Genomic DNA, 22,035 nt, shown 5'->3' on the forward strand with positions numbered 1-22,035 from the left:
AGGAGCCTTATTTGCAACCCCATAAGGCAACTTATAAATTGCTATGCATGACGACACTCGCCCAACGCATGAAAATCGCCCGCTCGCACGCCAAGCTCACCCAGAAGCAACTGGCTGAAAAAGCAGGCGTAGAGCAGCCAGCCATATCGCAGCTGGAAACAGGAAAGAGCCTTAAAAGCGCTCACATAGCGGCTATCGCAAAGGCCTGTGGGGTCAGCGCTATTTGGCTCGATAAAGGCATTGGTGAAATGACTGACGATGCTCCTGGCTTCGACGCTAACGTTGAGCCCGCTTCGGGGCCTTTCAGATATTACGAGTACCCAGAAATCAGCTGGGTCCAGGCTGGGATGCCCGTGGAGGCTGTAGAAATTTCAAACGTGGCCTCTTGCGAGGTTCACCCATCAGACGCCTGGGCTGGACCAAACGGGTTCTGGCTCAAGGTAAAAGGCCCATCGATGACCTCGCCAAGCGGCATGTCGTTCCCCGAGGGCATGGTGATCCTAGTGGCACCTGGTTTCGACGTTGAAAGCAGCCAATTTGTGGTGGCCAAGATGGCCGACACCAATGAGGCCACCTTCAAGCAGTTCATCTGGGATTCTGGCCGGGCCTTCCTTAAGCCACTCAATCCGTCGTTTCCGACCGTCGAGATGGATGGCGAGTGGGTGCTTGTGGGGCGAGTGGTCGATGCCAAGTGGCCACGATCAGCTCTGTGAAGGTCTGCCATGCCCCTAACCAAGCCCAACCAAGCAACCTTCAGGAAGAACAATGGCAAGTGATGTAACTACCCAGGAATTCATCCGGTTCTTGAATGCGACCAGGGTTCAATCTGCCTGCCCAGCATGCGGAAGATCACCGTCGAAATGGGGTCTTTTCGCTGATGACTGGGAAGGCAATGACTCTGCCAGTGATGAGCCGGTGATGGAGCTTCTGTTCCATCGCTTCCGTAAGGTTAGGGAGGACGGTAAGCCCTACGGGATTTCTACTTACGCAATGTTTTGTCACAACTGCGGGCATGTTGAGCATATCTATCAGCCGGTCGTTGCAGAGTGGCTGAGCGCCAACCCGGCGAAGAGGGCCTGATATGGTCAGAATGCCGGGCAGCAAGGAGTGGTCAAAAGATCTACCCGACTCTATCGACTGGAATAATCTTGTCAGTCCACGGGCGCCGCGCCCTGAAATAGGTGTTCGTGACAAAAATGAGCAAAATGACCATACTCAGCCCATGAATGACATCACGCGCGAAGAGCTCAACGCCCTACTTGAGAATCATCAGCTCAAGGCGGATGCGCGCCTGAAGGAATTTGAGGGCCGTGTAGCTGATGGGTTACTGAAAATGGACCACAGCCTTCAGCTCCTGGACAAAGACCTTTCAGGGGTGCGGGGACTGAAAGGGACAATCATTCTTAACTCGGTCCTGTCAGTGATCGCGATTGTCGGCATCACCATTGCTGTGATGGCGTACGGGGTGGCGAACTTTGATTCTGGTCGAGATACGTCTGCCGCCCTCCAGGAGATGAAGCAGCAGTCGTTCGAGACAAGGCAACTGCTGGAGCAAGTCAAGGCGCAGCAGAAAGCTCCCCAGGCTGCTCAATGAATTAACTGGTTAACACCAAACAGCCCGCCTCGGCGGGCTTTTTCATGCCTGCGTGATGGCTCAGGGCCAGAGTGGTAGGATGGCCTCTCAATTCACAGGGAGGGATGCCTATGCCGCTTCATGTTCGCCAGCTATCATTTATCTTGCCACTGGCTCTGCTAGTCGGCTGCTCTTCAGGGGCTGGAACTGGATCTGCCCAGCAGGTCGCTTACTCGCCATTCGCGGATTCCAGGGGGGTGACATTCAATAAAATCGCCACCCCAAGCGATCTGGCAAAGATGGTTGGAGATATCGGCGGGGCTCAGCAAAAGTTTGAGACCGACGTAGACTTCAACCTTCGAATGAAGAAGCTAAAGCCTTTTGAGGTGTGCAAGAGCGTCAGTGAATCTAGCCTAAAGTTCGACTCTTCGACAGGTAGCGCCATCTACAAGGAATGGCTCTATGACGCCCAGATTTCAGGCTATCGAGAGAAAAATGGCGAGACATTCAGTGACCCTGCCGTTTTCATGCCTGGCCTGGATGCTTCATTTGGGTCAAAGAAAATTGGCGAGTACGCGGGGCAGAATTCTTTTGGAGCAACAGCAGTCGTTGAGATCCGCAAGGCAGACACTGTTCACCTAGTGCTTGATCCCATCTTTAAGAGCCCCCTCACCTTCCCGCACCCCTACATAGAGGCAGATGCGAGAAGCCTAGTGGCAGCGCGCCAGAAGGCTTTCTTGTGTGTGACCGCCATTCCGACGGCTCCATTCTATCGCCAGAGCGTGCTCCACTCATCCCCTACGCTGGCACACCCTTATGAGGGAGAGGTCACGCACCACTTTTTCAGGGTGAAGATTGGCAGCGTCAGGCTCTCTGATGATAAAGGCAACACCATTCCTGGGCAGGTATCCGTCAGCCCAGGGGTTTAACCGAAACCTACGCCCCCTCATGAGGCCCGCCTAGTGCGGGCTTTTTTGTGAGCGCCATAAAAAATATAAGCGCGCTTATTGACAGTGAAAATAAGCGGACTTATATTTCACCTCAAGCAGTCACTCACGAGGGACTGCAGAGGCCCTCAAGCCTCACCGCTCTTTCACATTGATGGGAACCTCGCGGATCGATCCCGGCAACGGTACAGCGCGAGCAATAAATTCGATCCCCATGCCAGCTCTGGAACTGGCCAGCTCGAAATCAGGCGGAACGTCAGCACGGCAGGAACATTGGCCGGGCCACGGAAAGCGGATGGAGGGTTGCGCTGCAAACGCTCCCTGCCGGGATGCCCTCAGAACGGGTGTCAGCGCCTGGCACAGCGCGAGCAGTGATTAACCAAGAGGAGGAACCTGCCCATGAAGTAGATAGGCCAGCCGGAACGCGGACCGGCAACCCACGACGGACTGCCCCACCCAACGGGCCACAGAGCTGCAGTCGGCAGTCGTGTAGCGAACACCTTACCCAACGACCACCCCGCCGAGGCCGATCGACGCGAGGTGATAGGGGAGCTCAAGGCCAACCGAACTGAGAGCAGGGCCGTCGGCGGCTGAGCTCGAACGACCACCACTGACGCAATACCCCGGCCTGTCGCCAGTAGCGAGGCCGGGATTTCACCAGGTGCCATTCAGCGAGTGGCATCCGGGAAATCAACCGGAGGGATTAACGATGTTCAACATGGCAACCATGGCGGCTGATGAATGCCGCGCCGACGCTCAAGAGCGCACCTACTACCGCTGGATCGACAAGGCGTCCCAACTACTCGGCCATCAGGTCGCCCTGGGCTCGCAGGAAGAAAGCGACCTTCACGACCTCTACGCCGACGACTGCACACCGGCCGAGGCTGTTACTGAGCTACTGGCACAAGCTGAACTGGCTCGCGCTGCCTGACAGACGATTCCCCGGTGCGCCTCAAGCGGGGCGCATCAGGGGGAATCCACTGAATAGCAGAGGGCAAGACAATGTCAGGCACGTTCGAACAAGGCTGGGCAGCGCGACCCTTCGCGCAGCAGTTCCCGGAAATGAGCGCCGACGAGGCAAAGCGCCTCGACCACATCAACACGTCGATCACCACGCTGTATCTGGCTGGCCTTTTGACCGACAAGCAAGCTAATGAGATCCGCACCAAGAAATTCCCCAAGGTCGTCACCAAAGCGGTCATGGGCAAGAGCTGATTCCCTGACAGCCGGAAAGACGGCCCGATGCCCTGCTCCCCATCGCAGGCTGCATCGGAGTGCAAGTTCGCAGGAGGCATCTGTGCGCGGGGTCAGAAGTCGAGGGAGTAGCTGCCCGCGCCTACCTGACCGTGGCCTGACTGATCACTAGGCCGAGAAAGTCCGACGCAAATAGCGGTTCGATTCCGCTGAGCTTGCACCCCGATGCATCCCGCATCCACTTCTTGAGTGCCGCTGCTCTTTCAGCGCGCGATCACCGGAGGATTTAGCCATGAAGTAAGCCAACGCTACACCTCGTGAGGCGCAGTAAGCCTGAAGGCTGCGCCCAATACCTGACAGGCAGCGGAAAGTAGGGCCGGCGATGTGACCGCGCATCAGTCTTCGGACAGGCCCAACCGAAATGACGACGTGTACCGCAGGCGAGTCCGAGGGCATCAGCTGGCCAGACTCGACGCATCCCGGGCAGCGCCGGGCGCCTGCACCCCTTCCCTTCACATCGACCGCATTGGCAGGCGCCAGGCCACCTTTCACGGTGGGTTTGGTCACCTTCGCCTGGCTCCTGACCAATGCGGCCGCATAACCAACCAGGAGGACGCCATGGGCGCACTTCGAGCAGCACAGTTTGAGTACGACAACCGGATGCCGCCGGCGGTGAGTGAAATCTCGCCGGAGGAGCAATGGATCGACGACGGCATCGCTGAGCTGATGGCGCGCCGGGACTTCGTGTTTCAGCGCCGGATGCGCCCGAAGCAGGGCGTCACCTTCGAGCGCTTCGCCCAGGCGGTGGATGAGTTCGTGATGGGCCAGCTTGGCTTGCCTGAGGTCAGCGGTTCGGCGCTGGGCCGGCTGGTCCTCGCGGCGCGCTGTAAGGTCACCAACGACGCAAAAGCAGCGGCTGACGAGATCATGAGCGTCGCCAACCCCGAGGCGGCGCTGGAAGAGATCGCCCGCCAGCTGCTCACCCCCTTCGCCAAAGAAGGAGTTCTGGCCCAGGCCGAGGAGGCGGAATGAGCCCTCACAGCATCGCGGTCAGCGCTATCCAAGGCGCCATAGAAACCATGCTTCTGCCGGGCTCTGGTCCGGTGGAAGACGGAAAGGCTGAATCCATGGTCGTCGCGTACTTCTCTCTTCAGGCCATCGACTCCAACGAGTTCAAACACTACTGCGAGCGCATCCGGCGGATTGCTGAGCGGCGCAAGGAGGCTGCATGAGTACGCCAATCGTGAAAACGCTCATCGACGAGCAGGTTGCCGAATTACCTGAGGCGCTGGCCATGCCATTCGACCGCGTCCTGATGCTGTTCAAGGGGCCGACTCTGTTCGACGCCAAGCGTGCAGCAGCTGAGGCTTTCATCGAGAACCCCGAGGCTATCAGTCGTAGCTGGTGGATGTGCGGCGAGTGGACCCTGGGTTACGAGGTGCGCCTGTGAGAGACATTGAGCGCACCATAGAAATCGGCTGGCAGGCTGAGAGCGCCGAACGCCGAGCAAAGAATCGCCAGAGCAGCGCTGAGATGCTCACCGAACGTGGCATCCAGTTCGAAACCAAGAACATGGGCGCGCACCTGATCGTTTCGCACGAAGGCAAGGTCGCTGACTTCTGGCCAGGCACCGGCAAATACATCCCGCGCGGCGGCGGCAGGCCGGGTCGCGGCGTTTTCAATCTGTTGAAGTTGCTGGGCGTCAAGCCATGACTACCCGCCAGCAAGCGCGGCGCTGGGCATTCTGGCGCGGCAGCTTCATCACCCTCTCCCTGTGCTCCGCCTGGATGCTCGCAAGCGCCCTAGCCGGCTACATCACCCAATAACCAACTTGTCAGCGCCCACCGCATGGATGGCGCGGGAGATTCGTATGTCCAATATCAGTGTTGAACTCGAACAACCACAGGTAGTGAACCTGACCCCGGAAATTCTCGCCAAGGCTTTCTGGGCCATGGGCAGCGACGGTCAGGCGGCGTTCTTCGATGCCCTTGGCAAAGTGGTCGAAGAAGACAACCTCACCAACAGCAAGTCCTACTCATACGGTGAGCTCCAGTGGTGCTACCTGAAGGACGAGCTGCGCAAGCCAGGTATGGAGCGCGCCAATAAGATGCATATGGCGCTGTCGGCCTTCGCGTATGACTTCTGGCCTATCAAGAACAGCGGTGCGCGGGAGGGTATGTGATGGGCGAGAAAAGACACACGCCCGGCCCATGGGTCGCACGCCCAGTTTCCAATGTCGGCCTTCGCGGCCATACCGGCTATGCCATCGACTTCAACGAAGATCAGGAGCAGGTCGTGGACTTCGTCTACGAAGAGGCCGATGCCCGCCTGATCGCTGCCGCCCCTGATCTGCTGGAGGCGCTTGAAAGCTGCATTGAACACGGCTCTATGACCGGCGCCGAATGGGTAGCTGATAAGGCCCGCGCCGCTATCGCTAAAGCCACTTCCTGAATCACGTAGCCGAGCACGGCGGCCCTTCGGGATAACCGTACCCACCAGGGAGCGTAAGCGGCGAGAGCGCGCAACCATCCACCGCAGCCAGGGCCTGGAGCGTACCTCCGTGCCTTGGTGACCTGGCGATTCCCTATTCCAACTGACGGCGCCGGCCTGGCGCGAGGTTTTCTAATGTCCGCAGAACAGAAACTGATCGCGATCGAAGAGATCAGCGAGGCGAACGCCCCGGCCATCTATGTGGCTGGCGGCCTGAAGCAATTCATCGACCTGGTGAAGGCTGAGGTCGAAGGCGAAGTGCCCGACCTGACCACCCGCAAGGGCCGCGAGCGCATCGCTAGCCTGGCCGCCAAGGTCAGCAAGTCGAAGACGGCTGTCGAGAAGCCCGGCCGCGACTACCTGCGCCGGCTCAAGGAAATGCCGAAGGTGGTCGAGGCCGAACTGCGTGAGTTCGTGACCACGATGGACGCGCTACGGGACGAGACGCGCCGGCCGCTAACCGAGTGGGAAGCCGCCGAGGATGCGCGGATCGACCGCCACAACGACCGCCTGAACTGGCTGAAGACGCTGGCCGACGACCTGGGCGATCTGAACTCCCTGCAACTCAAGGGCCTGATTGCAGAAGCTGAAGGCATGCAGCTCGGCGCTCACTGGGAAGAGTTCGAGGCCGAGGCGGCAAACGCCAAGGACAAGGTTCTGGCGACCTTGCGGGCTGCCCTGCTGAAGCGCGAGCAGTTCGAGGCTGAGCAGGTCGAGCTGGCCCGGCTGCGCGCCGAGGCAGAAGCCCGCGAGCAGAAAGAGCGCGAGGAGCGCATTGCTCGGGAAGCAGCGGAGCGTGCCAGGCTGGAAGCTGAGCAGAAGGCCCTGGCCGAACGCGAAGCCGCACAGCGCCGCGAACAGGAAGCCAAGGCCGCCGCAGAGCGCCGAGAGCTTGAGCTGAAACTTCAGGCCGAACAGGCAGAACGAGCCAAGGCACAGGCTGAGGCCGAGCGCGTGGCCGCCGAACAGCGCGCCGAGCAAGAGCGCCTGGATGCCAAGCGCCATGCCGAAGAGGCAGCAGAACGAGCCCGCCAGGACGAACGCCGCCGCGCAGACGAAGCAGCCGCCGAAATCCTTCGCCAGCAGCAGGCCCGCGAGCGCGACGTCGCACACCGCCGCACCATCAACCGCGCCGCCCTGGACGCCTTTGTCGCCGGCGGCATGACCGAAGAATGCGCCAAGCAGGCAATCACCCTGATTGCCGAGCGCAAGATCCCGAACATCGCCATTTCCTACTGAGGTCGCCATGAGCCAAGCAGTAGCCATCATCTCGCAGGACATTTACGCGCAGCGGAATCAGTTCGCCAACGTGCTGACTGACCGCTCGCTTAACTTCGAGCGCGAGGCCGAATTCGCCATACAGGTGATCACCTCGAGCGAGTACGCCACCAAGGTGGCCATGCAGAACCGGCAGTCGGTGGCCAATGCGATCACCAACATCGCCGCCATCGGCATCAGCCTGAACCCGGCCAAGAAGCAGGCGTACCTGGTCCCGCGAGACGGTCGCATCTGCTTGGACATCAGCTACATCGGCTTGATGGACCTGGCCATGTCGACCGGCGCCATCCGCTGGGCGCAGGCCGAACTGGTGTACGCAGCCGACGCCTTCAGCCTGAACGGCTTCGACAAGCCGCCAACCCACTCCTACAACCCGTTCGCCAAGGATCGCGGCGAGGTGATCGGAGTGTACGTCGTGGTCAAGACTGCTGACGGCGATTACCTGACCGAAACGATGAGCATCGAGGATGTGAACGCCATCCGAGACAGGTCAAGCGCCTGGAAGGCCTGGGTCAGCAAGAACAAATCCTGCCCTTGGGTCACCGACCCGGGCGAGATGGCTAAGAAGACCGTGGTGAAACGCGGTTACAAGTACTGGCCGAAGACTGAGCGACTGGAGCAGGCGATTCACCACTTGAACACGGACGGGGGTGAGGGTCTTGCCAACCTGGCTGGCTCGGCACCCACTGATCCAGAGATGGTGAACAGCTGGATCGCATTGGCACAGAAGGCCTGCAGCCTGGAGGCGCTGACCGATGTGTATCAGCAGGGAACCGCAGCCATGAAACAGGCAAAGGATGCGGCCGGTCACGCCCACTTCAAGGCTGAGGTCACCAAGCGCGCCGACGCCATCAAGGCAGAGGCGGCGCCCATCGAGGGCGAATCTGAGGAGGTGTTAGATGGAGCAGCGTAGTGCTGAATGGTTCGCGGCACGCCTTGGGTGCGTGACCGCCAGCCGAGTGAAGGACGTTATGGCGAGCGGCCGAGGTGGCGCGCCGTCTGCGACCCGCAAGAACTACATGATGGAGCTGCTGTGCGAGCGCCTCACCGGCCAGCAAAGCGGACCTGACCTGTCCAACAAACCTGCCGTGCAGCGCGGCGTCGAGCTTGAGCCATTTGCTTGCATGGCCTACGAGGCAGACAAAGGCCTGATGGTGGTTGAAACAGGCCTGGTCATGCACCCGAGCATTCCGGGTTTCGGCGCTTCGCCGGATGGATTGGTCGGCGACGATGGCGTGCTGGAGATCAAGTGCCCAAACACTGCGACCCACATCGCCACCATGCAGTCTGAGCGCCACGACCCGCAGTACGAGTGGCAGATGCTGGCCCAGATGGCCTGCACTGGCAGGGCCTGGGCAGACTTCGTTAGCTACGACGACCGCCTGCCTGAGCCGCTCCAGTACGTGTGCCATCGCTTCGAACGCGACTTCAAGCGCATCCGCGAGATGGAAGCTGAGATCAAGGCGTTTCTGGAAGAGCTCGGCGACCTGGAGAAGGAGATGCGCGAGCGGATGAAGGAGGCAGCATGAACCAATCAATCGACCTGGAGGCCGCCAAAGCGGCCTTCTTCGCGTCTGGCGGCCAGCTGATCGTGCTGGAGGGCTTCACCTACCGGCCTCTGCCGCAGCGCAAGCACCCTGAGCCCAAGCCGAAGCGGGCCAAACCTGGTTCGTCCAAATCCGAACACCCGCAGCAAAGCCGTGCCAAGGCGCGCGCAGCACAAATCGCAGAGCTTGCCAAGACCATGAGCTGTGGAGAGGTCGCGAAACTTTTGGGGGGTGACCAAGAGCGCGTTGTGGGGCGTTGCGGCACGGGAAGGTTTCAAGTTCTTCAAACCGCCACGCCAAGCGCAGCCGGTGAGAGACGTCGCCGACCAGGAAGCTGCTGATCGGAAATTTGCTGATCGGATCATAGCTTTGCGCGACGCAGGCATGTCCCGCTGCCGTGTGACGGCGGAGCTGGGAATCGGAAACCGCAAGCTGGAGCGGATCATTGCGGCCTTCGAGATCGACTTCCCGCTCAAACGGAGTAAGCCATGAGCAATCGCGGCGAGCACCCCAGCGTTTACTACGAAGGCCGGGACTGCCGCCGCGCCGGTGGCAGCAAGCTAGCTAACCCATTCGTCTCTCACACGTTCCACGGCTCCTGGTTTTTGGCCGGCTGGAATGACATGGACCTTGAGATTGAGCAGAAAAATCCGAAGCGCGCTGCAAAGAACAAGGCGGCGTGAACACTTGCACCTTCCCCCAAGCGGCCTGCAGGAGGTCGAACATGGCAACCCTTTTCGACGCATCAATGCGCAAGCCGGTGCGAAAGCTGTATATCACCCGCAGCGGCGGCCAGTACCGGCCTGATGATGTGGCCCTGGCCTTCGCGCTGAGCCTTCGTGAGCACAACAGCGCCGACCACCTGCGCAGGCTGGCCAGGCGCCTGGTCGACAAGGTCTGCCTTGAGCACCAGCCGAACATGAAGCGCCTGGCCCGCGAGCCGGACGACGCAAAAGTGTTCGACGCTGCGCTCAAGATCATCAACCGGGTGTGCGACCTGCTGGAGTACGCACCAGGCACCCGCTTTGTGCGCAATGGAGAGAATGATGGCTCTGACGCAGCAGCAGCGTAATGAAAACACTGAGAGGAAACGCATCAAGTTCGACGAGAAGGCGCTGAGACATCGGGTGCGGCCAGGGATTCATCAGGCGATGGAGCGCATCTGCGAGCGATCCAAGGGCATGCAGATCAACGAGGTGCTTCAGATGGCTATCCTCAAGATGGACGCCATGAAAGATGATGAACTGGCCAAATTTCTTATGGTGCGCCACGAAATCTTACTCAGAGAAGATGTGGTGCAGGCCTTCTATGACGCCAGCGTGCGCTGCATCGTATCAGATCCGGACCAAGACGCCTGCGACGAAATCGAGCGTCCAGCTGCCTGACCCTCCAACGCTGCCGCCAGCGCCTTCCCCTATTCAACGATAACGCCGACCCGGCGGAGATCACCAATGCCCATCACCTACGGAAGTGTCTGCAGCGGTATTGAAGCTGCGACCGTCGCCTGGGAGCCGCTCGGGTGGCAAGCGACGTGGTACGCCGAGATCGAGCCATTCCCTTGCGCGGTGCTGGCTCACCACTACCCAGAAACGCCGAACCACGGCGACATGACCCGCCTGGCAGCCATGGTGCTGTCCGGCAAGATCCAGGCGCTCGAGGTGCTGGTCGGCGGAACGCCCTGCCAGGCCTTCAGCGTGGCCGGTATGCGGGAAGGTCTAGCCGATCCCCGTGGCGCCCTCACCATCAAATACGTGGAGCTGCTCGATGCAATTGACCATGTTCGAACCATGCACGGTCAGCCAGAGGCCGTCTGCCTCTGGGAAAACGTCCCCGGCGTCCTCTCCGACAAAGGCAACGCGTTTGGCTGCTTCCTCGGCGCCCTGGTGGGCGAATCCGAAGAACTCCAGCCGCCAGGGGGCAAATGGAAGGACGCTGGTTGTGTGTATGGACCCACGCGAACAGCCGCATGGCGGATTCTGGATGCCCAATATTTCGGCCTGGCCCAACGACGCCGCCGTGTGTTCGTTGTCGCAAGTGCTCGAACAGGGTTCGATCCCCTCGAAGTACTTTTTGAGCGCGAAGGCGTGCGCCGGGATACTCCGCCGCGCAGAGGCGAGGGGCAAGACCTTGCCGGACGAGCTCCATTCGGCCCTGCGCTCCAGTGCGGGTGCGGATGGGTCTTTGGCCTAGACCTGGGCCAGTACGGCTGCCCGAACTGCGAGGGTGATGAAGGGCCAGCGGTCGAGGTTCTGGCCGGCATTCCTGCCTACGGCGGCCATGGCCTCCATGGCGATGTCAGTCAGGCCGCCACGCTGACCGCCAAGGACACCCGCCTGGACATTGAGAGTGAGACCTTCTGTGTTACTGGCACCCTGAGTTCAAGGACAACAGGCGGTGGAGGCTTAGGCACAGACTTCGAGCTGGCGGGTGGCCTACAGGTTTCGGGAACCCTACAGGCGAACGGTAAGGCTGCTGGCAGTGCTACTCAGCAGGACGCAGAGAGCGGCATGTTGGTGGTTCACGGTACGCAGGACCCTGACGTGCTGCATGGCATGGCCCACACGCTGGGTCGGAGCAACGGCCAGGAAAACGCCCTGCTCGCCTTCAGTTGCAAGGACCATGGCGCCGATGTCGGCGACCTTGCCCCGACGCTTCGTGCCATGGGTCACGGCGCCAGCCACCCCAACGCCGGTGGCCAGGTCGCGGTATGCATCACAGGCGAGATCACCCACACGCTGAAGGCCGAGGGCTTCGACGCCAGCGAAGACGGTACCGGGCGTGGCCAGCCCATGGTCCGGGAAGGAAGCTTTGTACGGCGACTCACACCTCGGGAGTGCGAGCGCCTTCAGGGTTTTCCTGATGATCACACCCTTATCCCTTATGGCCGCGCCATCCGACCCGAGAAGCTTGAGGCCGATTATGCCCGGTACCTAATGCGCGGCGGGCGCATGACCTTTGAGCAGTGTTTGCAAGCGGCGGCAGACGGCCCGCGCTACAAGGCAATCGGCAACAGCAAGGCCGTGTTCGTCGTCCGCTGGATTGGCCAGCGCATCCAACAACAACTTGAACGTCTCGCTTGAGGTTCCCCATGCCCACAGAAAACCGATCCAGCAACACAGAGATGGTCAGCGTGCCGCGTGAGTGGCTGAATAGCGTGGCGCTATTGCAAATGCCTCTCGACGAGCTGCAGGAGCAGGCTGTCGAGTTTCTTTGCGAGCCTTGCGACGAGCCAGCCAAGCAGCACCAGGGCGAGCCGGTGGCGCCAGTGATCAATGCCGAACAGGTATTGGGGGCTTATCAATTCGCATCATTTGGGCCTGCCAATCATCTGCGCGGAACAACCAACTGGTGCGCAGCCTTTGCGCAAGAGCTGAATCACCGAATCGGGGCGGACACGGCCGAGGTCGAACGGATCGGCAAAGAGCTTCGCGAGGTGCGTGAGGAGCGTGACGACCTGCGCCGCAGGGTGGATGATTTCCAGTCTCGCAGCCACGGAATCAAGAACCTGTCAGTGATCGAGCAGCTGAACGACAAGCTGGCCGAGCGGGATGCGCTGCTCGGCGCTATTGCAGGCTGGACGGAGGAAACTCGCGCAGCAGTGCTGGAAGCATTCCAAGACGAGCTAAACGACAGCGCCAGCTACGAGTGGTACGACTCTGCGATAGCCGACTTGATGAAGATCGTCGAGGCGTTATCCGCCAGCGCAGAGCCTAGCGCGCCGGTTGAGCGCGATGAGCTGAAGCCATGCCCATTCTGCGGTTGCCAGGTAACACTGCTCACTGGGGCAGAAGACATTCGTATTACCGGCGCGCACGGTCGCTCATGCCCCTTCCTCGACCTGGATGTGATTGTCGATGGCCGTGACGCGTGGCAGGCCCGCGCCGCCCTGGAGCACCAGCCATGAAAATCCACTGGGCCGCCCACATCGACTACGACCACGACGGCAACGATGATGAGCACTTCTCGGCCTGCGGCGTAGGACGTGGCCGCCGGGACGCCGAGGAATGGGAATCTGCCCGGTTCAAGTCCGAGGTCACCTGCAAGACCTGCCTGAAGGTCATCGCCAAGCAAGAGCGCAAGCCATCCTGACCACTGGAGTACATCTGTACTCCTTCGCTGTAACCCCTCTCCCCTCTATTCACTGCCGCGATATGGCGGCCAAGGAATCGACATGCTCGAAAGGACACCGATCAAGACGGAGGCCGAACTGTGCGCGGCCTTCATCCAGTCGATGAACAAGCAGGCCGATTGGACCTGCTACCCCGAAGCTGCCGGCTTCGACATCCTGGCCGTGCACACCAGCGGCCGACAGATCGGCGTCGAGGCGAAGATGAGCCTCAACGCCAAGGTAGCCGACCAGATCCTGCCGAAGGACTACGAGAACTTCTATGGTCGCCCAGGCCCTGACCATCGCCTGGTGATCGTCGGCAAGGCCAGCGATGCCAGTCTCGGCATTTGCCGAATGCTCGCGCTGCTTGGCGTGCCAGTGCTGCTCCCCCGCTGGATGCATCGCGGCGGCGACAAGTCGGGATGGGAGTTCGAATTGCGATGTGAGGAAAGCCGTAGCAGCTGGGCGTTCTTCGCCAACGAAGAGTACCTGCACCTGTTCGACTGGAACCCGACTGAACGATGCCGGGTACCGATGGTGGTCGGGGCTCATCAGGCTGGCGTTCCATCACCGGTCAGCCTCACACCGTGGAAAGAAGCGGCGCTGCGGGTGATCGCCTTGATGCGCTCGCAGGGTCACATCGCGGCAAAGCAGATCCAAGAACTCGGCATCAGCCCGACCGCCTGGACACGGCCAAGGGGCATCGACCCTGGCTGGCTTGATCGCGGGTCAGTGCGTGGAACCTGGATCGAAACCGAGAACATGCCGCCTTTCGACAAGCAGCACCCCGAGGCCTACGCCATCGTCGTCGCCGAACTGGCCGCCAAGGCCGCCCCACAACTGGAGCTCACCGCATGACCCGCCTCGCCCTCTGCCTCCTGCTGCTGGCCACCGGCGCCAGCGCGGGGGATCTGCCGGCCAATGTCCGCTCCTTCGAAGACAAGCCGCGCGGTGTCGTCTGCTACGAACTGAACGGCCTGGCCATCAGCTGCGTGAAGGTCTGGATGCCGCAAGTTGCCGAAAGCCAGCGCCAGCTCTCCCCGCACGAAACCCAACCCGAACCTACACCCGCTCTGGCGCCTGGGCGCTGGATTGATGGGAGGTATCAGCTGTGAACACCGACCGCATTCGCATTGGCGATCTGTCAGACCCCGCCCCGAAAACCTCCGTCGACTTCCTGCAGGCAGCGATCGATGTGCAGGCCGAGCGCGGCAAGCAGTACGACGCACCAGGCGGCGAACGAAGCATGGGCCGCACCGTCAAGGCCTTCAACGCCATCACCGGCCACAAACTCACCGAGGCCGAGGGCTGGCTACTGCTCCAGGTCCTCAAGGACGTTCGCCAGTGGCAGAACCCCGACAAGTTCCACGAGGACAGCGCGCTGGATGGCGTGGCGTACTCATCGTTGAAGGCTGAGGCCCTGGCCGCGGGAGGTGCACCATGATCCTGCCCCTGATGTACATGGCCTACCTGATCTACAGGGGGCCGCGATGAGCCGATTCATTGCCGTGGTGCACGGCTGGCACGTTGAGAGCAAAGGCTTCGATGTGCACCAGCTGGCCGCCCGAACTGCCGAGGGCGCCGATGACGAAGCATGTTTGCTCGCAGCGCGCCGTGACGCCGTGTTTGACCGCACAGCTTATGTGGTGGTCGAGATCGATGACCGTGAGCACCTACCCCGGCGCCTGACTTGGCGCGAACGGCTCACCGGCCGGATCAAGTAACCCCTCCCCCAACTACTCAAGCCCGCCGACATGCGCGGGCGAAGGATTCCCTATGTCCGATATTTGTTTCTCCGTAATGGAGTGGATGGCCACCGGCCGCGTCGGCGCAAGCTCGAAGGCTATGGCCTTTGCGGCGTGCGGTCTTCAAAACGACGGCAGCTACCCACTTGATCCCGACGACCTTAACCGGTGCTTGATGTTACTGAAGGCCGTACCTGCAATACGCGAGCATTTCGGCAAGGTTGCCGCTATCGGCGAGGTCTGGGGTCGCCTGATCGAGCGCTGGAATGAGATAGAGCAAAGCTTCCTGGACGAGGCAGGCCTCAACTGGGGGAAAGCCACCAGCGCCCCAAAGACCTATGCCCTCATGAAGCAGGTCATTGGCGAAGAACCTGGCGTTATCAACCTAGGCAGCGGCGTTTCAATTCGTTTCAGCTGACCACCAACCTGCCGCCACCAGCGGCGTGGAGACCATCCCATGAACCAGTCTTCCTGCCTCATCACGAAACTACTGGGCCCTCCATACCGCAAGTTCGGCCAATGGTGGGTCGATGTCGAATACCGGTCTTTTGGCCGGACCAACAAAACACAGCTCATGTTCAGGACCCAGGAAGGCGCTAAGGCGACCAGGGTCGGGCAGAGCTTTGTGGCCTGATCTGGCCACAAGCATCGGAGATACCCCATGACAGCAGCTAGTGCGGCCCAGTCCGCGCCTGCCCTGCCGCGCATTCTCCGCGCCGGCAAGGCCCCCGCCTACCTCGGCATGAGTCGAGCAGAGTTCAACAAGACCGTCAGGCCCTACGTCAGCGAGTTCCCCATAGGCGAGCGCGGCATCGGCTTCGACCGGCAGGAGCTCGATGCCTGGGCAAACGACTACATCCTGACCACAGCAATTGCGAAACCAGGCGCCAAGGGAACAGAATTCCTCTGCAGCGAGCGCCATGAGGGAGGAAATACATGGCGCGAAAAACAATCACGGGCCTCTCGCAGAGGAACGGAATCTGGCACATCGACAAGAGGGTCAATGGTGAGCGACTTTACGAAAGCACTGGCACTCGCGAAAGGGAAGAAGCGGAGCGCTACCTGATCTTCCGACTGGAGCAGTTGCGGCAGAGGAAGATCTACGGCGTCAAGCAGGTCAGATTGTGGCGGGAGGCCGCCACGAAATACCTGGTGGACTACGCCGACCAGCCATCGATCTGGCTGACCGCCACCTACTTGGAGCAGCTTGATCCATACATCGGCCATCTTCCCGTTAGTCACGTTGATGACGGGACTCTGGCCCAGTACATCAAGGACAGAAGAACACCAGGGAAGACGAAGACAGGGAAGATCAAGCCGGGCGCATCAAACAGGACGATAAACATCGCCTTGCAAAGGGTGGTCAGGATCCTGAACTTGTGCGCCAGGAAGTGGCGGGACTCCGAGCAGCGGCCATGGCTGGACAATGTGCCGATGATTTCGATGCTCGAGGAGAAGCGGTCAGCGCGGAAGCCCTACCCGATGTCATGGGAAGAGCAGGCTGTGCTGTTTGCGGAGCTGCCGGACCACCTGCACAAGATGGCCCTGTTCAAGGTGAACACGGGCTGCCGGGAGCAGGAAGTCTGCAAGCTTCGCTGGGATTGGGAGATTCATGTGCCCGAGATCGACGCCACAGTGTTCCTGATTCCCGCCGACTTCGGCGGTCGGACCGAAAAGTCCGGGGTCAAGAACGGCGACGAGAGGCTGGTGGTGCTGAACAGCGTTGCCAGGTTAATCGTCAACCGGCAGCGCGGGATCAGCAAGGAATGGGTATTCCCGTACCACGATGAGACGCCGATGCATCGAATGAACGATTCGGCATGGAAGAAGGCCAGGGCCAGGGCGGCCAAGGTTTGGCAGGAGAAGACCCTGAGGCCGGCGCACGATGGGTTCGCATCATTCCGCGTACACGATCTCAAACACACGTTCGGTCGGCGACTCAAGGCAGCAGGTGTTTCAGAGGAAGATCGCAAGGCACTGCTCGGGCACAAGAACGGCAGCATCACCAGCCACTACTCAGGCGCGGAGATCGGGCAACTGATCGAGGCGGCGAACAAAGTATCCGCAACCGATTCGCGCGGACCGGTACTCACGATGCTGACCAGGAGGAAGGCATGAAAAACGGAGAAGTCACGCAAAAGTCACGCAAATGAAAAAGGCCAATGCTCTGAACATTGGCCTTTCCCATTGGGATTATTGGTCGGGACGGAGTGATTCGAACACTCGACCCCTTGCACCCCATGCAAGTGCGCTACCGGGCTGCGCTACGCCCCGACATCATTCTCGATACTGCTGAGAACGGAGAAGAATCTACCCTAACCTTTTGAATAATGGAAGCTTTTTTTCAAAAAACTTTCCATTCATCGGGTTCGGTTCACTTCTTCAACACCATCAACACATCCTCCAACTCGGCAATCATCTGCCGGATCAGCTGCTTGTATTGGGTGGTGTCATCCTTGGCCTCGTCACTGGAGAGGCGCAGTCGCGCCCCGCCGATGGTGAAGCCCTGGTCGTACAGCAGCGCGCGGATCTGGCGGATCATCAGCACGTCTTGGCGCTGGTAATACCGTCGGTTGCCGCGGCGCTTGACCGGGTTGAGTTGCGGGAACTCCTGTTCCCAATAACGCAGCACGTGCGGTTTGACCGCACAGAGCTCACTGACCTCACCGATGGTGAAGTAGCGCTTGCCCGGAATGGGGGGCAGCTCGTCGTTATGGCTTGGTTCCAGCATAGGCCTCAACCCGGGCTTTCAGTTTCTGCCCTGGACGAAAGGTGACGACACGGCGAGCGGTGATCGGGATTTCTTCCCCTGTCTTGGGGTTGCGGCCCGGCCGCTGGCGTTTGTCGCGAAGGTCGAAGTTGCCGAATCCGGACAGCTTGACCTGCTCGTTCTCTTCAAGTGCGTGCCGAATTTCTTCGAAAAACAGCTCGACCAGCTCCTTGGCCTCTCGCTTGTTGAGCCCCAGCTCCTCGTACAGCCTTTCGGCCATCTCAGCTTTCGTCAGAGCACCCATACGCTATTTCCTTAACGTGGTGTTCAACCTTTGTTCGAGCGAGGTGAGGATGTTTTGCAGGGTAGTGTTCACCTCATCGTCGTTAAGAGTGCGCGATGGATGCTGCCAGGTCAAGCCGACGGCCAGGCTTTTTCTATCAGGATCAATACCTTTACCCTGGTAGACGTCAAACAGCCTGAGGTCTGTGAGCCATTCGCCCGCATTGTCACGAATTACTTCAAGCACGGAGCTAGAAGCAACATCACGTCCTGCGATCAAGGCCAGGTCACGCCTCGTTTCTGGGAACTTGGACAGTTCGCTGAATTTCGGCAGGCGGCCTTCGACCACATCGCCCAGCACCAGCTCGAAGACGAACACCGGACGCTCCAGGCCCAGGGTCTTGGCGAGCTCTGGGTGGATGGCGCCGATGTAGCCGACTTCCTTGCCGTCGCGCTCGATGCGGGCGGTCTGGCCAGGATGCAGGGCTGGGTGCTTGCCGGCGACGAAGGTGAAGTCATCCAGGGCGCCTGAGTAGCCCAGCAGGGCTTCCACGTCAGCTTTCACGTCGAAGAAGTCGAGGCTGTCACGGCCGTTCGCCCAGCCTTCCGGCAGGCGGCTGCCCGTGGCGACGCCGGCAATCATCGGCTGCTGCTTGAGGTCGCCCAGCTGGCCGACGAAGCGCAGGCCGCTTTCGAACAGGCGTACGCGGTCCTGCTGGCGGTTGAGGTTGTGCTGCAGCGCCTTGACCAGGCCCGGCCACAGGGACGCGCGCATGGCGGCCATGTCGCTGGAGATGGGGTTGGCCAGCAGTAGCGGCTCGACGCCAGGGGTGAACAGCTCGAACAGTTTCGGGTCGATGAAGCTGTAGGTGATGGCTTCCTGGTAGCCGCGGGCGACCAGCAGACGGCGCAGGGTCGGCAACTCGCCACGGGCTTCCGGGCGGGTCTGCGGAGCCAGGCGGGCTTGCGGGTAGCGCACCGGCAGGTTGTTGTAGCCGTACAAGCGGGCCAGCTCTTCGATCAGGTCGACCTCGAGGCTGATGTCGAAGCGGTGGCTTGGGACGTCGACAATCCACTGCCCTGCCCCATCAGCGCTGGTTTTCAGCTCCAGGGCGTTGAGCAGTTGCTCGACCTGGGCGGCGTCCATGTCCATGCCGAGCATCTGGTTGATGCGGTCGGCGCGCAGGGTAACCGGCGCAACCTTCGGCAGGTGCTGCTCGCTCACGGCCTCGACGATGGGGCCGGCTTCGCCGCCGACGATCTCGAGCACCAGAGCGGTGGCGCGCTCCATGGCTTCGCGGGCCAACTGCGAGTCGACACCGCGCTCATAACGGTGCGAGGCATCGGTGTGCAGGCCGTAGGAACGGGCCTTGCCCGCGACGGAAATCGGCTCGAAGAAGGCGCTTTCCAGGAACAGGTCGCGGGTCTTCTCGGTGTTCACGCCGCTGTGCTCGCCCCCCATGACGCCGGCAATGGCCAGGGCGCGGGTGTGGTCGGCGATGACCAGGGTGTCGGCACGCAGGGCGACTTCCTGCCCATCCAGCAGGACGAGCTTCTCGCCCTCCTCGGCCATGCGCACGCGGATGCCGCCGTTGATTTCGGCGAGGTCGAAGGCGTGCATCGGCTGGCCGAGTTCGAGCATTACGTAGTTGGTGATGTCGACGGCGGCGTCGATGCTGCGCACGTCGCTGCGACGCAGGCGCTCGACCATCCACAGCGGGGTCGGCTTGCTCAGGTCGACGTTGCGGATGACGCGGCCCAGGTAGCGTGGGCAGGCCGCCGGCGCGGAGACTTCGACCGGGCGCACTTCGTCGTGGGCCGGGGAAACGGCAGGCACTTGAGGACGGGTGACCGGCACGTCGTACAAGGCGCTGACGTCGCGGGCCAGGCCTGCGATGGACAGGCAGTCGCCACGGTTCGGGGTCAGGCCGATCTCGATGCTGGCGTCGTCCAGGTTCAGGTACTGGCGAATGTCTTCGCCGACCGGGGCGTCAGCGGCCAGTTCCAGTAGGCCGTCGTTCTCTTCGCTGATCTGCAGCTCGGCGGCCGAGCACAGCATGCCGAAGGACTCGACGCCGCGCAGCTTGGCCTTCTTGATCTTGAAGTCGCCCGGCAGCTCGGCGCCGATCATGGCGAACGGGATCTTGATGCCGGGGCGCGCGTTCGGGGCGCCGCAGACGACCTGGAAGGTTTCCTGGCCGTTGCTCACCTGGCACACGCGCAGCTTGTCGGCGTCCGGGTGTTGTTCGGTGGCGAGGATCTCACCCACCACGATGCCGCTGAACTGGCCGGCAGCGGGGGTCACGCTGTCGACTTCAAGGCCGGCCATGGACAGGCGGGCGACCAGTTCGTCACGGGAGACTTGCGGGTTAACCCAACCGCGCAGCCACTGTTCACTGAATTTCATGCTGTTCTCCTAGAAAGTGCGTCGATTGGGCCTAGCGGAATTGGGCGAGGAACCGCAGGTCGTTGTCGAAGAACAGACGCAAATCGTTGACGCCATAGCGCAGCATGGCCAGGCGCTCGGCGCCCATGCCGAAGGCGAAGCCCTGGAACTCTTCCGGATCGATGCCGGACATGCGCAGCACGTTCGGGTGGACCATGCCGCAACCCATGACTTCGAGCCAGCCGGTCTGCTTGCACACGCGGCAGCCGTTGCCGGAGCACATCACGCACTGGATGTCGACTTCAGCCGAAGGCTCGGTGAAGGGGAAGAACGACGGACGGAAGCGTACCGCCAGCTCTTTTTCGAAGAACACGCGCAGGAACTCTTCGATGGTGCCCTTGAGGTCGGCGAAGTTGATGCCGCGATCGACCAGCAGGCCTTCGACCTGGTGGAACATCGGCGAGTGGGTAATGTCCGAGTCGCAGCGATAGACGCGCCCCGGGCAGACAATGCGGATCGGCGGCTGGCTGGACTCCATGGTCCGCACCTGCACAGGCGAGGTGTGGGTGCGCAGCAGCATGTTGGCATTGAAGTAGAAGGTGTCGTGCATCGCCCGGGCCGGGTGGTGGCCGGGGATGTTGAGCGCTTCGAAGTTATGGTAGTCGTCTTCGACCTCAGGGCCTTCGGCGATGCCGTAGCCGATGTGGGTGAAGAACTGCTCGATGCGCTCGAGGGTACGGGTGATCGGGTGCAGCCCGCCGGTGGTCTGGCCACGGCCTGGCAGGGTCACGTCGATGCATTCGGCGGCCAGGCGAGCGTTGAGCTCGGCTTCTTCGAAGACAGCCTTGCGTGCGTTGAGCACGTCGGTGACGCGCTCTTTGGCGTCGTTGATCAGCGCGCCGACTTTCGGGCGCTCTTCGGCTGGCAGGTTGCCCAGGGTCTTCATCACCTGGGTCAGCTCGCCTTTCTTGCCGAGGTATTGGACCCGGATCTGTTCCAGGGTAGTGATGTCTTCAGCGCGTTCCACGGCCTCGAGGGCTTGGGCAACCAGCGCGTCCAGGTTTTCCATGTACAGACTCCAGATACGAAAATAGGGGAAGAGCTTTTGAAGGCTCTTCCCCTATCGATGACGTTTTACACCCGACGACGCAAAGCGCCGCCGGATGATTGTCGTGGGTACTTAAGCCAGGACGGCTTTAGCTTTCTCGACAATCGCAGCAAACGCCGCTTTTTCGTTCACTGCCAGGTCGGCCAGAACCTTGCGGTCGATTTCGATCGACGCTTTTTTCAGGCCAGCGATCAGACGGCTGTAGGACAGACCGTTGGTGCGGGCACCGGCGTTGATACGAGCGATCCACAGAGCGCGGAACTGACGCTTCTTCTGGCGACGGTCACGGTAGGCGTATTGGCCAGCCTTGATGACAGCCTGCTTGGCAACGCGGAATACGCGCGAGCGTGCACCGTAGTAGCCTTTAGCCAGTTTCAGAATTTTCTTGTGACGCTTACGAGCGATGACGCCACGCTTTACACGAGCCATGAGTAACTTCCTCTATCGTTGACCAGAATTAACGTACGCGCAGCATGCGCTCGACTTTTGCCACGTCAGACGGGTGCAGCAGGCTGGCACCGCGCAGTTGACGCTTACGCTTGGTCGACATTTTGGTCAGGATGTGGCTCTTGAAAGCGTGCTTGTGCTTGAAGCCGGAAGCGGTTTTCAGGAAACGCTTCGCAGCACCGCTCTTGGTTTTCATTTTTGGCATGTTGGAACTCCGCAT

At 60.9% G+C, this 22,035-nt stretch carries 35 protein-coding genes and 1 tRNA gene; 29 read left to right on the top strand and 7 right to left on the bottom strand.

What is annotated here, in order from left to right:
- Positions 1-47 precede the first annotated feature (47 nt).
- The 29 genes from IEC33019_RS11045 (at position 48) to IEC33019_RS11185 (ending at position 17,000) form a co-directional block, all read left to right on the top strand.
- A complete protein-coding gene (locus IEC33019_RS11045) occupies positions 48-713 on the top strand; it encodes a S24 family peptidase (protein WP_099594166.1) in 666 nt (221 codons plus the stop codon).
- Positions 714-765: 52 nt separating this feature from the next.
- Complete coding sequence (locus IEC33019_RS11050) at positions 766-1,080, top strand: hypothetical protein (RefSeq protein ID WP_099593513.1); 315 nt, start codon at positions 766-768, stop codon at positions 1,078-1,080.
- 1 nt (position 1,081) lies between these two features.
- On the top strand, positions 1,082-1,594 hold the full coding sequence (locus IEC33019_RS11055) for a hypothetical protein (RefSeq protein ID WP_099593515.1): 513 nt from the start codon (positions 1,082-1,084) through the stop codon (positions 1,592-1,594).
- Positions 1,595-1,830: 236 nt separating this feature from the next.
- Positions 1,831-2,502: a hypothetical protein gene (locus tag IEC33019_RS11060; RefSeq protein WP_157765886.1), complete on the top strand. Its 672-nt coding sequence runs from the start codon at positions 1,831-1,833 to the stop codon at positions 2,500-2,502.
- 727 nt (positions 2,503-3,229) lie between these two features.
- On the top strand, positions 3,230-3,451 hold the full coding sequence (locus tag IEC33019_RS11065) for a hypothetical protein (protein ID WP_070085589.1): 222 nt from the start codon (positions 3,230-3,232) through the stop codon (positions 3,449-3,451).
- Between the two features lie 71 nt (positions 3,452-3,522).
- The gene (locus IEC33019_RS11070; protein ID WP_099593519.1) at positions 3,523-3,735 is read left to right on the top strand and encodes a hypothetical protein; all 213 of its coding nucleotides are present in this window, start codon (positions 3,523-3,525) and stop codon (positions 3,733-3,735) included.
- 597 nt (positions 3,736-4,332) lie between these two features.
- Positions 4,333-4,746 carry a hypothetical protein gene (locus IEC33019_RS11075; protein ID WP_099593521.1) on the top strand — a complete coding sequence of 138 codons (414 nt, stop codon included), beginning with the start codon at positions 4,333-4,335 and terminating at the stop codon, positions 4,744-4,746.
- Positions 4,743-4,946, top strand: coding sequence for a hypothetical protein (locus IEC33019_RS11080; protein WP_099593523.1), 204 nt, complete (start codon positions 4,743-4,745; stop codon positions 4,944-4,946). Before IEC33019_RS11075 ends, IEC33019_RS11080 begins: the two co-directional genes overlap by 4 nt.
- Positions 4,943-5,164 carry a hypothetical protein gene (locus tag IEC33019_RS11085; RefSeq protein ID WP_099593525.1) on the top strand — a complete coding sequence of 74 codons (222 nt, stop codon included), beginning with the start codon at positions 4,943-4,945 and terminating at the stop codon, positions 5,162-5,164. Before IEC33019_RS11080 ends, IEC33019_RS11085 begins: the two co-directional genes overlap by 4 nt.
- The gene (locus tag IEC33019_RS11090; RefSeq protein WP_099593527.1) at positions 5,161-5,427 is read left to right on the top strand and encodes a hypothetical protein; all 267 of its coding nucleotides are present in this window, start codon (positions 5,161-5,163) and stop codon (positions 5,425-5,427) included. The genes IEC33019_RS11085 and IEC33019_RS11090 overlap by 4 nt, the downstream gene beginning before the upstream one ends.
- 157 nt (positions 5,428-5,584) lie before the next feature.
- Positions 5,585-5,896 (top strand): hypothetical protein, encoded by a 312-nt coding sequence (locus tag IEC33019_RS11095; protein ID WP_099593529.1) that lies wholly within the window; start codon positions 5,585-5,587, stop codon positions 5,894-5,896.
- Entirely contained in the window at positions 5,896-6,165 is a 270-nt protein-coding gene (locus IEC33019_RS11100; RefSeq protein ID WP_099593531.1) for a hypothetical protein, read from the top strand. The genes IEC33019_RS11095 and IEC33019_RS11100 overlap by 1 nt, the downstream gene beginning before the upstream one ends.
- Before the next feature lie 174 nt (positions 6,166-6,339).
- Positions 6,340-7,443, top strand: a complete 1,104-nt coding sequence (locus IEC33019_RS11105; protein WP_099593534.1) for a hypothetical protein — start codon at positions 6,340-6,342, stop codon at positions 7,441-7,443.
- Between the two features lie 7 nt (positions 7,444-7,450).
- Positions 7,451-8,395 (top strand): recombinase RecT, encoded by a 945-nt coding sequence (locus tag IEC33019_RS11110; protein WP_099593537.1) that lies wholly within the window; start codon positions 7,451-7,453, stop codon positions 8,393-8,395.
- Positions 8,382-9,011 (top strand): lambda exonuclease family protein, encoded by a 630-nt coding sequence (locus IEC33019_RS11115; RefSeq protein ID WP_099593539.1) that lies wholly within the window; start codon positions 8,382-8,384, stop codon positions 9,009-9,011. The genes IEC33019_RS11110 and IEC33019_RS11115 overlap by 14 nt, the downstream gene beginning before the upstream one ends.
- Entirely contained in the window at positions 9,008-9,370 is a 363-nt protein-coding gene (locus tag IEC33019_RS11120; protein ID WP_253776149.1) for a hypothetical protein, read from the top strand. Before IEC33019_RS11115 ends, IEC33019_RS11120 begins: the two co-directional genes overlap by 4 nt.
- Positions 9,371-9,517: 147 nt before the next feature.
- Positions 9,518-9,712, top strand: coding sequence for a hypothetical protein (locus IEC33019_RS11125; RefSeq protein WP_099593541.1), 195 nt, complete (start codon positions 9,518-9,520; stop codon positions 9,710-9,712).
- 41 nt (positions 9,713-9,753) lie between these two features.
- The gene (locus IEC33019_RS11130; protein ID WP_099593543.1) at positions 9,754-10,101 is read left to right on the top strand and encodes a DUF7740 domain-containing protein; all 348 of its coding nucleotides are present in this window, start codon (positions 9,754-9,756) and stop codon (positions 10,099-10,101) included.
- Positions 10,076-10,414, top strand: coding sequence for a hypothetical protein (locus IEC33019_RS11135; protein WP_099593545.1), 339 nt, complete (start codon positions 10,076-10,078; stop codon positions 10,412-10,414). The genes IEC33019_RS11130 and IEC33019_RS11135 overlap by 26 nt, the downstream gene beginning before the upstream one ends.
- A 66-nt stretch (positions 10,415-10,480) precedes the next feature.
- Positions 10,481-12,109: a DNA cytosine methyltransferase gene (locus tag IEC33019_RS11140; protein WP_099593547.1), complete on the top strand. Its 1,629-nt coding sequence runs from the start codon at positions 10,481-10,483 to the stop codon at positions 12,107-12,109.
- A gap of 8 nt (positions 12,110-12,117) precedes the next feature.
- Positions 12,118-12,933, top strand: a complete 816-nt coding sequence (locus tag IEC33019_RS11145; protein WP_099593549.1) for a hypothetical protein — start codon at positions 12,118-12,120, stop codon at positions 12,931-12,933.
- On the top strand, positions 12,930-13,118 hold the full coding sequence (locus IEC33019_RS11150; RefSeq protein ID WP_099593550.1) for a hypothetical protein: 189 nt from the start codon (positions 12,930-12,932) through the stop codon (positions 13,116-13,118). Before IEC33019_RS11145 ends, IEC33019_RS11150 begins: the two co-directional genes overlap by 4 nt.
- 82 nt (positions 13,119-13,200) lie before the next feature.
- Positions 13,201-13,995 (top strand): hypothetical protein, encoded by a 795-nt coding sequence (locus IEC33019_RS11155; protein ID WP_099593552.1) that lies wholly within the window; start codon positions 13,201-13,203, stop codon positions 13,993-13,995.
- Complete coding sequence (locus tag IEC33019_RS11160) at positions 13,992-14,252, top strand: hypothetical protein (protein ID WP_099593554.1); 261 nt, start codon at positions 13,992-13,994, stop codon at positions 14,250-14,252. The genes IEC33019_RS11155 and IEC33019_RS11160 overlap by 4 nt, the downstream gene beginning before the upstream one ends.
- Entirely contained in the window at positions 14,249-14,581 is a 333-nt protein-coding gene (locus IEC33019_RS11165) for a hypothetical protein (protein WP_250169735.1), read from the top strand. Before IEC33019_RS11160 ends, IEC33019_RS11165 begins: the two co-directional genes overlap by 4 nt.
- Positions 14,582-14,627: 46 nt before the next feature.
- Positions 14,628-14,861, top strand: a complete 234-nt coding sequence (locus IEC33019_RS11170) for a hypothetical protein (protein ID WP_099593556.1) — start codon at positions 14,628-14,630, stop codon at positions 14,859-14,861.
- A 52-nt stretch (positions 14,862-14,913) separates the two neighbouring features.
- Complete coding sequence (locus IEC33019_RS11175; RefSeq protein ID WP_081337426.1) at positions 14,914-15,300, top strand: hypothetical protein; 387 nt, start codon at positions 14,914-14,916, stop codon at positions 15,298-15,300.
- Between the two features lie 39 nt (positions 15,301-15,339).
- Positions 15,340-15,516, top strand: coding sequence for a hypothetical protein (locus IEC33019_RS27545; protein ID WP_170831749.1), 177 nt, complete (start codon positions 15,340-15,342; stop codon positions 15,514-15,516).
- A gap of 302 nt (positions 15,517-15,818) precedes the next feature.
- Positions 15,819-17,000: a tyrosine-type recombinase/integrase gene (locus tag IEC33019_RS11185; protein ID WP_070091782.1), complete on the top strand. Its 1,182-nt coding sequence runs from the start codon at positions 15,819-15,821 to the stop codon at positions 16,998-17,000.
- A gap of 79 nt (positions 17,001-17,079) precedes the next feature.
- Here the strand turns inward: IEC33019_RS11185 and IEC33019_RS11190 are convergent.
- The 7 genes from IEC33019_RS11190 to rpmI all read right to left on the bottom strand — a co-directional run bounded on the left by IEC33019_RS11190 (position 17,080) and on the right by rpmI (position 22,020).
- Positions 17,080-17,156: transfer RNA gene (locus tag IEC33019_RS11190), tRNA-Pro, on the bottom strand.
- Positions 17,157-17,256: 100 nt separating this feature from the next.
- Positions 17,257-17,613 carry a MerR family transcriptional regulator gene (locus tag IEC33019_RS11195; RefSeq protein ID WP_070091783.1) on the bottom strand — a complete coding sequence of 119 codons (357 nt, stop codon included), beginning with the start codon at positions 17,611-17,613 and terminating at the stop codon, positions 17,257-17,259.
- Positions 17,594-17,896 carry an integration host factor subunit alpha gene (ihfA, locus tag IEC33019_RS11200; protein WP_003250679.1) on the bottom strand — a complete coding sequence of 101 codons (303 nt, stop codon included), beginning with the start codon at positions 17,894-17,896 and terminating at the stop codon, positions 17,594-17,596. Before ihfA ends, IEC33019_RS11195 begins: the two co-directional genes overlap by 20 nt.
- A gap of 3 nt (positions 17,897-17,899) precedes the next feature.
- Complete coding sequence (gene pheT / locus IEC33019_RS11205) at positions 17,900-20,281, bottom strand: phenylalanine--tRNA ligase subunit beta (RefSeq protein ID WP_070091784.1); 2,382 nt, start codon at positions 20,279-20,281, stop codon at positions 17,900-17,902.
- Between the two features lie 31 nt (positions 20,282-20,312).
- A complete protein-coding gene (gene pheS, locus IEC33019_RS11210; protein ID WP_099593558.1) occupies positions 20,313-21,329 on the bottom strand; it encodes a phenylalanine--tRNA ligase subunit alpha in 1,017 nt (338 codons plus the stop codon).
- A 111-nt stretch (positions 21,330-21,440) separates the two neighbouring features.
- Positions 21,441-21,797 (bottom strand): 50S ribosomal protein L20, encoded by a 357-nt coding sequence (gene rplT / locus IEC33019_RS11215; protein ID WP_003250671.1) that lies wholly within the window; start codon positions 21,795-21,797, stop codon positions 21,441-21,443.
- Between the two features lie 28 nt (positions 21,798-21,825).
- The gene (rpmI, locus tag IEC33019_RS11220; protein WP_003250667.1) at positions 21,826-22,020 is read right to left on the bottom strand and encodes a 50S ribosomal protein L35; all 195 of its coding nucleotides are present in this window, start codon (positions 22,018-22,020) and stop codon (positions 21,826-21,828) included.
- Positions 22,021-22,035: the final 15 nt, after the last annotated feature.

It is taken from the genome of Pseudomonas putida, from assembly GCF_002741075.1.
Lineage (GTDB): Bacteria > Pseudomonadota > Gammaproteobacteria > Pseudomonadales > Pseudomonadaceae > Aquipseudomonas > Aquipseudomonas putida_T.